This window comes from Roseomonas chloroacetimidivorans, assembly GCF_049629625.1.
Classification (GTDB): Bacteria; Pseudomonadota; Alphaproteobacteria; order Acetobacterales; family Acetobacteraceae; genus Roseomonas; species Roseomonas chloroacetimidivorans.
Genome location: NZ_JBNBZS010000135.1, coordinates 1 through 10,124 on the forward strand (window position 1 = coordinate 1; position 10,124 = coordinate 10,124).

13 protein-coding genes are annotated in these 10,124 nt (G+C 69.9%); 5 read left to right on the forward strand and 8 right to left on the reverse strand.

Features of this window, described 5'->3' with window-relative positions; all coding sequences use genetic code 11:
• The 3 genes from ACO1BU_RS34270 to ACO1BU_RS34280 all read left to right on the forward strand — a co-directional run.
• Positions 1-242, forward strand: a 242-nt coding sequence (locus ACO1BU_RS34270; RefSeq protein WP_424140393.1) for an integrase core domain-containing protein, incomplete at its 5' end; no start/stop codon positions are given.
• A 543-nt stretch (positions 243-785) separates the two neighbouring features.
• Positions 786-1,001 carry a hypothetical protein gene (locus ACO1BU_RS34275; RefSeq protein ID WP_424140394.1) on the forward strand — a complete coding sequence of 72 codons (216 nt, stop codon included), beginning with the start codon at positions 786-788 and terminating at the stop codon, positions 999-1,001.
• A gap of 3 nt (positions 1,002-1,004) precedes the next feature.
• A complete protein-coding gene (locus tag ACO1BU_RS34280; RefSeq protein WP_424140395.1) occupies positions 1,005-1,331 on the forward strand; it encodes a hypothetical protein in 327 nt (108 codons plus the stop codon).
• 429 nt (positions 1,332-1,760) lie between these two features.
• Here the strand turns inward: ACO1BU_RS34280 and ACO1BU_RS34285 are convergent, their stop codons facing one another.
• The 8 genes from ACO1BU_RS34285 to ACO1BU_RS34320 all read right to left on the reverse strand — a co-directional run bounded on the left by ACO1BU_RS34285 (position 1,761) and on the right by ACO1BU_RS34320 (position 6,604).
• The gene (locus ACO1BU_RS34285; RefSeq protein ID WP_424140396.1) at positions 1,761-2,105 is read right to left on the reverse strand and encodes an H-NS histone family protein; all 345 of its coding nucleotides are present in this window, start codon (positions 2,103-2,105) and stop codon (positions 1,761-1,763) included.
• 137 nt (positions 2,106-2,242) lie between these two features.
• Positions 2,243-2,569 carry a type II toxin-antitoxin system PemK/MazF family toxin gene (locus tag ACO1BU_RS34290; protein WP_424140397.1) on the reverse strand — a complete coding sequence of 109 codons (327 nt, stop codon included), beginning with the start codon at positions 2,567-2,569 and terminating at the stop codon, positions 2,243-2,245.
• Entirely contained in the window at positions 2,570-2,806 is a 237-nt protein-coding gene (locus ACO1BU_RS34295) for a hypothetical protein (RefSeq protein ID WP_424140398.1), read from the reverse strand.
• 75 nt (positions 2,807-2,881) lie between these two features.
• Positions 2,882-4,606 carry a type IV secretory system conjugative DNA transfer family protein gene (locus ACO1BU_RS34300; RefSeq protein ID WP_424140399.1) on the reverse strand — a complete coding sequence of 575 codons (1,725 nt, stop codon included), beginning with the start codon at positions 4,604-4,606 and terminating at the stop codon, positions 2,882-2,884.
• A complete protein-coding gene (traD, locus tag ACO1BU_RS34305) occupies positions 4,603-4,917 on the reverse strand; it encodes a conjugal transfer protein TraD (protein WP_424140404.1) in 315 nt (104 codons plus the stop codon). The genes ACO1BU_RS34300 and traD overlap by 4 nt, the downstream gene beginning before the upstream one ends.
• 28 nt (positions 4,918-4,945) lie before the next feature.
• Positions 4,946-5,311, reverse strand: coding sequence for a conjugal transfer protein TraD (locus ACO1BU_RS34310; protein ID WP_424140400.1), 366 nt, complete (start codon positions 5,309-5,311; stop codon positions 4,946-4,948).
• Between the two features lie 217 nt (positions 5,312-5,528).
• Positions 5,529-6,107, reverse strand: coding sequence for a glutathione S-transferase family protein (locus ACO1BU_RS34315; protein WP_424140401.1), 579 nt, complete (start codon positions 6,105-6,107; stop codon positions 5,529-5,531).
• Positions 6,101-6,604, reverse strand: coding sequence for a GNAT family N-acetyltransferase (locus ACO1BU_RS34320; RefSeq protein WP_424140402.1), 504 nt, complete (start codon positions 6,602-6,604; stop codon positions 6,101-6,103). The genes ACO1BU_RS34315 and ACO1BU_RS34320 overlap by 7 nt, the downstream gene beginning before the upstream one ends.
• 271 nt (positions 6,605-6,875) lie before the next feature.
• Between ACO1BU_RS34320 and ACO1BU_RS34325 the strand changes: the two genes are divergently transcribed.
• Entirely contained in the window at positions 6,876-7,235 is a 360-nt protein-coding gene (locus ACO1BU_RS34325) for an MmcQ/YjbR family DNA-binding protein (protein ID WP_424140403.1), read from the forward strand.
• Positions 7,236-7,241: 6 nt separating this feature from the next.
• Positions 7,242-9,881 carry a Ti-type conjugative transfer relaxase TraA gene (gene traA / locus ACO1BU_RS34330; protein ID WP_481133258.1) on the forward strand — a complete coding sequence of 880 codons (2,640 nt, stop codon included), beginning with the start codon at positions 7,242-7,244 and terminating at the stop codon, positions 9,879-9,881.
• Positions 9,882-10,124: the final 243 nt, after the last annotated feature.

Below are 10,124 nucleotides of genomic sequence, written 5' to 3' on the forward strand. Positions count from 1 at the left end.
TCGTGGCCTGTTTCACGCCCGTCCGCAGCCCCGAGAGCAACGGCGTCAGCGAGGCCTTCGTGAAGACGCTCAAGCGCGACTACGCCCGCATCCATCCCAGGCCCGATGCCGCCGCCGTCCTCCAGCAACTCCCGGCCTGGATCGAGGACTACAACGAGGCCCACCCCCACAAAGGCTTGCGAATGCGCTCACCCCGTGAGTTCATCCGCGCCCAGTCTCAACCAGCCCCGTGTCCGGTTTGATGGGGGCAACTCCAGAGGGTCCCTGGACTATCGGTAACCATCTCTCAACCTCTCGCATGGCATCATGCCAACATGCTCGCTTCGGCAAGGGGTGGCTCCCCGCCATGCTTGCCACTTCGCGCTTGTCGGATGAGGAACCTTGTTCGGGGCAAGGAAGCCGTTCATCGCCTCTGAAAGGACCGAGCAAGAATGCAGTTTCAAGTGTGTTCATGTTGGCATGTGAGGTTGTGCGTATGATGGGTATCTGACGCTATGACATGCGAGGGGTATTCGCAGGTCAGTTGTCGCCTCTCGTTCGTCATTATATGGTGACATGTTATCATGCTTGTGAGGAAACATGCTAAGTCATGAACATGTTTACTTGTGGGCATCGGGCTAGCTACCTCGTTGAGGTCACCGTCCCCGACGAGATCTGGGAGGCGCGGGAGGAGCAGGAGACGGCCTCGCTGCCGGTAAGGTGGGACGCCCGCCCGTCGAGCCGCACGAGCATCGGCTGGGGCACAGCCGAGGCCACGTCGCAGTGCCATCGGCTGAACTGGCACTTTGCGGGAACTGCTAGGCCGGTTCTTCGGCACCGCCGCGCCGGCGGTTTCGTCCCAACCCGCGGAGGTAGGGCCGGAACCACGGCGGCTGACGGTGCCGGCGGGCAGGGAGAACCCGATCCACGCCGTGCTGGACGAGATCGGCCTACCCTGGCGGGAGACGCGCAAGACGCTGACAGGGACGCACGGCGTCCGGCCCAACCCATTCTATGGCTAGGAGGTGATTGCTTTCCGAGACGCGCAGGCCAACCTCCGCCGGGCGGCGGAGCGCCTCGCTGCGCGCTTCGGGCCAGCGCCGATCGAGCGGGAGTACAACACCCTCGTCGCCTCCTGGACGGCCGGGGCCGCCTCCATCCGGCTGATCGCCTGGCCGCCGGCCTGGCAGTCGGACCGCTTCACGAACCCCGTGCACGAGCGCGACCCGCGGGTGGCGGTGGCCTGCCATGTCACCGTGGGGACCGGCTTCCGCCCACCCTTGGCCCCGGCCGAATGGGCGTGGCTCGGCGGCTTTGAGCCGGTGGCGCCAATGAGGGCAACGCGCGCCTGACCCCGGCGCGGCTGCGCGAGACGGCGGCGCGGCAGAGCGAGCTCGAGTTCGTGCGGGAACCGCCAGAGGACCTCGGGGCGGTTTTCGGCTGGATGGGCCATTCGCAGGACGGGAGGCACTGATCTTCTGCCTGGACCAACTCTACGTCATTCCGAGCGAGGCGATCCTCGGCTTCCGGGTGGAGCGGCTGCTGCCGGCTAAGGGGGGCGGGGACTCGTGGCTGGAGGTGGAGTGCCGCACAGGCTACGCAGCGCGGCCCACCAAGCACGTGACAATCACCCGTGCGGGCAAGCCGGACGCGCTGAACGAAAACGGCGCGGCGATCGCGTCCGCGATGGGCAAGCCCTTCGTGCTTGGCGAGCCGGGCTACGATGTGTAGCGCCCCTCTCCGAAGGGGAGGGGGTGCGCCGCGGGGGCGCACCGTCTGCCTCAGACTGCGAAGTCTTCCTTGGCCTTGCCGTGGTGCATGGCCTCAGCGAGCCAGCGCGGCATGCGGCCGCGGCCGGTCCAGCTCTCGCCCTCCGGGCTGCGGTACTTGGCGGCCACGGTCTTCCCGGCATCGCTGCGAGGCTTGCGGACATTGGTGCGCGGGCCGGGCTTATCGAGGAGGTCGCCCAGTTCCAGGCCTAGCTGGGCGGCCTTCTCGCGCATCTCCTCGATCAGCTGGGCCCTGGCGCCCTGCTTCTTGCCGTCGAGCACCACCTTGGCGTCCTCGATCAGCTGGTTCAGCTCAGGGACGCTCAGATTTTCGAGGTTGATGTCGCTCTTGGCCATTCTGCACTGCCTATGAAATCAGGGGGGTCAATCTACCCCTGATCACATTATGTATTCCTCGCCATCTTAGCGATGGTGCTAAGGCTGATATCTTTCCGCCCTCGTAAATCGGCGCAGTGCGTTTTCGATCCCGGCGTTTAAAAGCCGAAGACCCCGAAAAAGGTGTCGCGCTGAGAAGCTAACCACTCAGGCGGCGCATCGCCGAGCTTCCCAGCAATGACGCCGAGATCCAGGGTCGCGAGCTTGTCGAAGCGCACGACGGAGGGAACCTTCAGCCCCGTGCCGGGCGTCGGCTCGATCGGAGCCATATCGGGTCCGCAGCGGGGCACGGAGGTGATGAAGCACACGACCAGATCCGTTCGGCGCCCGTTGTCGCGCGATACCACGAGAGCGGGCCGGCGCTTGTCGCCCGAGAGATCGGTGAAGGGAAAGCGCGTAAGGACGATGCTGCCGAAGGAGAACACCTAACCGGCTTGCCGCGGCGTCGCCTCGACAAGGTCCGTGTCGCTGTAGAGGTCCGGCTCTTCGGCGAGCCACGCGAAGGCCCCGCCCGCCTCGGCCATGGCGGCCATCGGCAGGACGTCCTCCTGACCTTCCACCACCTCGACCAGAACGTGCACGCGGGTCTTGGCCGCGATACCGCGGCGGGCCAGTTCGGCCGAGACCTGCCCGGCCTGGGCGTCGAGGGCGATCCTGCTCATGGCTCCTCCAGAACGGGCATTTTAGCACACTTCATCGAGGCACGGCGAACGCCTGCAGAGATATGGGGGAGCATCCTACGCGTCGAAGAGCCCCCGGAACTCCTTGTCCTCGTAGTGGCGGAGCTTGGCCGCGAGGACGGGCCGGTGCCCGGGGCGGAGAAGGACTTGGCGGTCAGGCCACAGGCGCATGGCCTCGTCGGGGGTGAGGAGGGGGCGGGCGGCGAGGTGGGTAGAGGTGCCCTCGCTCTCGCTGGTCTGGCCGTTGGAGAAGAAGGCTGGGCTGCTGGTGGAGGAAGAGGCTGTCTCGTAGGCAACCGTCCCGCTGCCGAGGGTGCGCGAGAGCCAGGTGGCAGTCTCGAGATCGGCGGGCGAGGAGACCTGCACGAGGCCGGCGTTGGAGAGGAAGGTGCCGGCGCGCTGTCCGTAGGTGGCGCGGAGCTGATGGAGATCCTGCAGGATGGGCCAGAGCTGGATACCGAGGCCTGCCATGAGGCCCATGGCGCGCTCGACGGGGTCGAGGCGGCCGAGGGCGGCAAACTCGTCGAGGAGGAAGAGCACCGGCGGGCGTGAGCCGGGGCCCGGGGCGGGGCCGGCCGCGCCGGAGGGGAGGGGGCCCTCCTGTTGTACAGGCGCCGTCGTGGTGCTGCGGGCGAGGTGCTGGATGGCCTGGGCGACGAGGAGGCGGAGCCAGCGGCTGTAGGTGTCGAGGCGGTCGGGCGGGAGCACGAGGAAGACGCTGGCGACTCCCCTCCGGAGATCCTCGAAGCGGAAGTCGGCCCCGTCCATGGCGGCGGTGATGCGGGGTCCGTCGAGGAAGTGGGTGTGGCGCTGGGCGGAGGAGAGGACGCCAGCAGCCTCGCGGTCGGACTTGCCGAGCTGGCGGTTGGCGGCGCGCGCCACGAGGCCACCGGCCGCGGTCGAGGCGGCCATGTCGGCCAGCAGGGCCTGGAACCGGGCAGGCGACAGGGTAAGGGCGTCGCGCAGGGCAGCGAGGTGGCGGCGCTCGGGTGGCTGGGTGGTGAGGGTGTGGAGGAGAAGGCCGGCGATGAGGGCCTTGGCTTCCTCGTTCCAGTGGGCCTCGCCGGCTTGGCCAGGCAGGTCGTGGACGAGGGCATCGGCCAGTGTCGCCGTGTCCTCTGCCAGGTCGGGCGAGACAGGGTCGAGGACGGCGAGCGGGTCGTAGCGGGCGCTGGGCTGTCCGGAGACATCGAAGGGGTCCAGCACGTGCACCGGCCCGAAGCGGCGCCGGGCGCGGGACGCGATGCGGGCGTTCTCGCCCTTGGGGTCGATGCAGAGCACCGAACGCTCGGCCAGCAGAAGGTTAGGAAGGACGGTGCCGACGCCCTTGCCGGAGCGGGTGGGGGCGATGGTGATGAGGTGGGCGGGCCCGTCATAGGCGAGGAGGCGGCGCTTGCCGGCGGCCTCGCGTCCGACGAGGAGGCCGGCGAGGCCCCCGTGCCCGGCGTCGCGGGCAAGCGCGAGGGCAGCGCCCTCCTCCGGCGTCGCCCAACGGGCGGAGCCGTGAGAGGTGAGGGGAGGGGGCGCGAGGAAGGTCTCGCGCAGAGAGGAGACGAGGCCGTAGAGGGCGCCGAGGGCGGTACCTATGACAGCCCCCCATCGGAAGACGCCGTGGTCGATGACGACGGGGAGGAAGAGGTGCCAGGCGGCGGCGCCGAGAAGGCCGAGGAGAGAGCCGATCAGGGCACCCTTGGCGGTGCGAAGGAGGGCCAGGAGGAGGGCCGCCGGCAGGAAGAGGACGAAGGCGAGGGCGCGGCGGGAGGTGGCGAGGAAAGCACTCACGCGGAGCCCCGCTCCGCTGCCGTCCCCTCACCCTGCAGCCGGCGCGCGGCGTCCGCCTCGGCCTCGCGCTCCTGGTGGAAGGCGCGGAGGCCGGCGTGGCGCCACCTGGCGCGGAGCCCGGCAGGTGTGGCCTCGTCGTCGCCCTCGCGCAGCCTGCCGGCGAGTTCCAGGAGGGCACCGAGGAGGGTGGCGCGGTCGTCCTGCACTAGCTCGACGAGGCCGGCCTTAGTGAGGAGGCCGCCGAGCTCGATGAGATGTCGGGTGCGGTCGCGGCGGGCCTGGGCCCAGTCGCGGGTGTCGGAGCGGGCCAGGGAGGCCTCGGCCCTGGCGATGGCCTGGCTACTCCGCCGCCTGGCGCGGCGGCTCGCCTGCAGGCGGTCGCGGAGCGTCGGCGGGAGCGGCAGGCGCCGCAGCTGAGCGGGACTGGCGGGCGGTGCTGCCGACAGCGGCTCCTGCTGCGCGCTCGCGGCGAAAGAAGGCATCGCCGCGGCGGCGCCAGCCCTCCAGGGCATCGGGGTCGGCCTTGGCGCGCTCGATACCGTCGAGGAGGAGGCCGGCCAGCGCCTCGGGATTGAGGGCGTCGGCGGCGCCGGTGGCCAGGAGCAGCTCGCCCAGCTGGGACTTCTGCTTGGAGCGGAGGAGCTTGGCCTTGTCCTGGAGGGCGCGAAGCTCGGCGTCTATGTCGCGCGGTCGGCGTGGTGCCATGGGTGGAAGTCCCCCTTACTCGTCGTCCTGATCGTTCATTCGTCGTGGCCAGCCGCACGCATCATCGCGGACAGGCAAGGCCATCCTGCACATCAGGAGCGGTGATCCAACCCTGTCGCTAGCATCGTTCCGCATGCTGCTGTCACTTCGCCGGGCTCATGATCGAACTGCGCAGCTGGCTGCGTGAGCAGCCGTGGCTGTTTCTGAGATGACGTAATCAGACGGGGAGTTCGTAACCGATCATGGCCTCGGCCTCGATTGTACGCTGAACCGCTGGCCGGGCGAGCATCCGGTCATGGTGCATCATCAAGTTGGGAAATGTATCCGGCGGTGGCCGCAGCGAGGCGTTGAGGCGCCAAAAGAGACGAAAGAGGTGGATGTCGGCGACGGAGTAGGAATCGAGGATCCACCTCCGCCCGGCCAACCGCTGATCGGCTACTTGGTAGACGGCCACGGCGTGGTCCAGGCCCTGCCGTCTCGCGGGGTGCAGCGTCGCAGCGGCGAAGGACATGCAGGACAGCGCCTGTGCCTCGCCTTCCGTGTCCCGCGGCAGCAGCCCGGCTTCCGGGTAGCGTCGGGCAAGGTAGAAAAGGATCGCGGCGACTTCCGTGAGAGGGCGTCCGTCGATGAGCAGGGTTGGAACCTTGCCCTCTGGATTCAGCGCCAAGTACTCGGGCGAGCGGTTTTCTCGCCGACGGAAGGAGAGGGGGCGGGCCTCAAAGGAGGCACCTACCTCGTGCAGAGCGATGTGGGCGGCCATCGAACTGGAGCCAGGGGCGAAGTACAGGGTCAGCATTGGTGTCGATAAACAAGGTCACCGGGATCCTGCTTTGCGGCCTCATGGTCGAGGACAGCGCCGAGGCGCTCAGCGACGGTGATGGAGCGGGCATTCCGTGGATCGACGTAGCTGACGAGACGATCGAGGGCGAGCGCCTCGAATGCCCAGTTCCGCAGGGTGGCTGCGGCCTCGGTCGCGTATCCCTGTCGCTCGTGCCCTTCGTAGATGAGCCAGCCGAGTTCCTTCTCAGGGAAGAGCGGCCCGTGGTTGATGCCGACCTGTCCCACGCAGGTACGCGTGGTGCGGAGGTCCACCATAAGCGCACCGTGCCCGAAAAGGGACCAGCAGGCCAAGTCGTGGCAGAACATCCCCCAGGCTGCCCGGGTGTCGTAAGGACCCCCCATGCTCTTGGAGCGCGGCGACGCCAGAAGTTGTGCGTAAGCGGGGAAGTCGCCTTCCGCAGGTGCTCGGAGGGTGAGCCGATCGGTTGTCAGCGTCGGGATTGATGCGAGCATCAGGGCGTCCTGGGGCTGAGAAGAACATCAGCACGACCGCGCTAGAGACGCGAACCTACGAAAGATAATTGCCAGGGCAAGTGACGGTCCGACGTCCGACCCGTGCCCCCCGTCATGGTTGAGCAAAGCGAGCGAAATGCGCGCTTATACGTTGCCCAAGGCAACGTCGCGCTCCCGTGAAGCGGGAGAGGGCGGAACGATGGCCGCCGAAGGGTTCCTCCCTGGGTCAGTGGCCGGCAGATTGCCTATGGACCGAGGGGAGGGGAGCCGCATGACGCCGGAGGCCTTTCGTCAGCTGGCGCTGGAGCTGCCCGAGGTGGTGGAGTGGGAACACCATGGCAAGCCGGACTTCCGGGTGGGCGGGCGCATCTTTGCGACGCTGGGCTACCCGGATGTAGGCTGGGGCATGGCGAGCCTGCGGCTAGAGGAGCAGGCGGTGCTGCTGCGGGACGCGTCGACCATCTTTCGTCCCTCGGCCGGACGATGGGGCGAGACCGGCAGCACCCAGGTGTGCCTGGCCGAGGTGGATGCGGTGACGCTGCGCCCGGCCCTGCGGCTGGCGTGGAAGGGCAAGGCAGGTAAGCGCTTGCTGGCGCGCCACGGCGAGCAGCTGGTGCCGCGGACGGGCTGACGGCGGGTGGCGATCTACCATCTCTCGGCGAAGGTGATTTCACGCGGGGCTGGGCGCTCCGTGGTGGCGGCTGCGGCGTACCGTTCTGCCTCACGGCTGCCGGACGAACGGACGGGGGTGTCGCACGACTTCACGGCCAAGGCCGGGGTGGTGCACGCGGAGGTGCTGCTGCCCGAGGGCGCGCCCTCCGCCTGGTCCGATCGCGGCACGCTGTGGAACGTCGTAGAGGCGGGGGAGCGGCGGAAGGACGCCCAGCTCGCCCGCGAGGTGGAGTTCGCCCTGCCGCGGGAGCTGAGCCAAGCCGAGGGCGTGGCGCTGGCGCGGGACTTCGTGCGGCAGCACTTCGTGTCGCGAGGGATGGTGGCGGATCTGTGCGTGCACGCGCCGATGGGCGAGAACGGGGAGGTGAAGCCGCACGCGCACGTGCTGCTGACGCTGCGGCGGGCGGGGCCGGAGGGGTTCGGGCCCAAGGAGCGGGGCTGGAACGAGACGGCGCTGCTGCGGGAGTGGCGGGAGGGGTGGGCGGAGCTGGCGAACGCGCGGCTTGCAGAACTCGGGCACGACGTACGGATCGATCATCGGAGCCTTGCGGCGCAGGGCATTTCCCTGGAGCCGCAGCACAAGGTGGGGCCGGCGGGGATGCGGCGTGCCGCCCGGGGCGAGACGGCCGAGCGGCGGGCGGAGCACGACGCAATCGCGCGGCGGAACGGGGAGCGCCTCCTGGCCGAGCCGGAACGGGCGCTGGAGATCCTCACCCGGCAGCAGAGCACCTTTACGCGGCACGACCTGGCGCGGCTGGTGGGGCGGCACACGGACGGGGCGGAGCAGTTCGCTCAGGTGCTGGCCGTGGTGGAGGCATCACCGGAACTGGTGCGGCTGGGGCGGGACGGGCGCGGGCAGGAGCGGCTGACCACGCGGGCGATGCTGGAGACAGAGCGGCGTTTGGAGCGGGACGCACTGGCCCTGGCGGGCACGGCCGGGCACCGGGTGGGGGCGTCCGGCAAGCGGGCCGCCACCCTCGAAGCCAAGCGGGTCGGGATCACCCTCTCGGGCGAGCAGGAGGCGGCGCTGGGCCGGGTGCTGGAGGCGCGGGACCTAGTGGCGGTGGTCGGCACCGCCGGTGCCGGCAAGAGCACGCTGCTGGCCTCGGCACGGGCGGCCTGGGAGCGCGAGGGCCTGACGGTGCGGGGCGCGGCGCTGTCGGGGATCGCGGCGGAGAACCTGGAGACGGGGTCCTTCATCCCGAGCCGGACGATCGCCAGCCTGGAGCACGCGTGGGAGCAGAGGAGGGACGCGCTCGGGCCGCGGGACGTGCTGGTGGTGGACGAGGCGGGGCTGGTGGGATCGCGGCAGCTCGGGCGGGTGCTGGCGCAGGCGCAGGAGGCCGGCGCCAAGGTGGTGCTGGTGGGGGACGCGGAGCAGCTGCAGGCGATCGAGGCGGGGGCGGCGTTCCGGGCAGTGGTCGAGCGGGTGGGCGCGGCCGAGGTGACGGAGGTGCGGCGGCAGCGGGAGGGCTGGCAGCGGGAAGCCACGGGCGAGCTGGCGACGGGGCGGACGGCCGTGGCACTGGAGCGCTACGAGGCCGCCGGGATGGTGCGGGAGCACGGGACGGCAGAGGAGGCGCGGGCGGCGCTGGTCACGGGGTGGATGGCGGCGCGGCAGGGGAGGGGGACGGAGCCGGGCCGCGGGGACTCTGGCGACCCTCCTTCCACCCCGAGCCAGGTGATGCTGGCGCACACGCGGGCGGACGTGGCGGATTTGAATGCGAGGGCCCGTGTGGCTCTACGGGAGGCGGGGACTCTAGCGGGGGAGGACCACCGGCTGGAGACGGCGCGCGGGCCGCAGCACTTTGCCGCGGGCGAGCGGGTCATGTTCCTGCGCAACGAGCGGTCGCTCGGGGTGAAGAACGGCACGCTGGGGACCCTGGTGCGGATCGAGGGCGTGGCGGTGGACGGGAGCGACGCGCGGCTGGCGGTGCGCCTCGACGGGAAGGAAGGGGTTGGATCGGGCCGGGAGGTGGCCTTCCAGCTGCGGGACTATGGGGAGCTGGCGCCCGGCTACGCGACGACGGTGCACAAGGCCCAAGGGGTGACGGTGGACCGGGCGCATGTGCTGGCGACACCTGAGATGGACCGGCACATGGCCTATGTGGTGCTGACGCGGCACCGGGACGGCGTGACCCTGCACTGGAGTCAGGAGGAACACCTCTCGCGGGAGCACCTGGTGCGGGCGCTGTCGCGGGAGCGGGCGAAGGACACCTCGCTGGACTATGGACCGACCGAGGGCGGGGGTCCCACCCGTCCCACGGCGGAGCAGGCACGGGCGAGGGCGGCGGCAGGCTACGCGGAGCGGCGCGGGCTGCACCCGCTGGTGCCCGAGAGCGGGATTATGGTGGCGCGGCCGGAGATGGCCCGGCAGGGGGGAAGTGCGCCGGGCAGGGGGGAAGAGCACCCCCGGCCGCTGCTGGCAGCCCACCACAGCCCGGACGGGCGGGACAGCCTTGGGCGGGGCACCACACCGGCGGAGGTGGCTGCAGCCGCTGGACGGGACCCTGCGGTGCTGAGGGAAGTGCAGGACCGAGGCCGGTGGCTGGCGCTGGCCTACCGCGATCCGGGTGTGCGTAATCCGGTGGATCGTGATCAGTGATTCCGTTTGATCGTGATCAGTGGATCCGGTGGATGCTGATCGGTGATTCCGGTGATCGTGATCACTGGAATTGGGGTCGGGTCAGAGGAGCGGCGCGGCCGGCAAGTCTCAACCAGCGGTAGTTTCGCCCCTGTGCTGAGCAGGGGGGCGGGATGCCAGGCGAGAGAGTGCCGATGCGCAAGATCCGAGATGTTCTACGGCTTGGCTGGGGCCAGGGCCTGTCCCAGCGGGTGATGGCTCGCA

Coding starts and splice junctions, on each gene's coding strand:
- ACO1BU_RS34285 (WP_424140396.1), bottom strand. CDS start 2,105: ATGGCCAAGAGCGACATCAACCTCGAAAATCTGAGCGTCCCTGAGCTG.
- ACO1BU_RS34295 (WP_424140398.1), bottom strand. CDS start 2,806: ATGAGCAGGATCGCCCTCGACGCCCAGGCCGGGCAGGTCTCGGCCGAA.
- ACO1BU_RS34310 (WP_424140400.1), bottom strand. CDS start 5,311: ATGGCACCACGCCGACCGCGCGACATAGACGCCGAGCTTCGCGCCCTC.
- ACO1BU_RS34315 (WP_424140401.1), bottom strand. CDS start 6,107: ATGCTGACCCTGTACTTCGCCCCTGGCTCCAGTTCGATGGCCGCCCAC.
- ACO1BU_RS34320 (WP_424140402.1), bottom strand. CDS start 6,604: ATGCTCGCATCAATCCCGACGCTGACAACCGATCGGCTCACCCTCCGA.
- ACO1BU_RS34325 (WP_424140403.1), top strand. CDS start 6,876: ATGACGCCGGAGGCCTTTCGTCAGCTGGCGCTGGAGCTGCCCGAGGTG.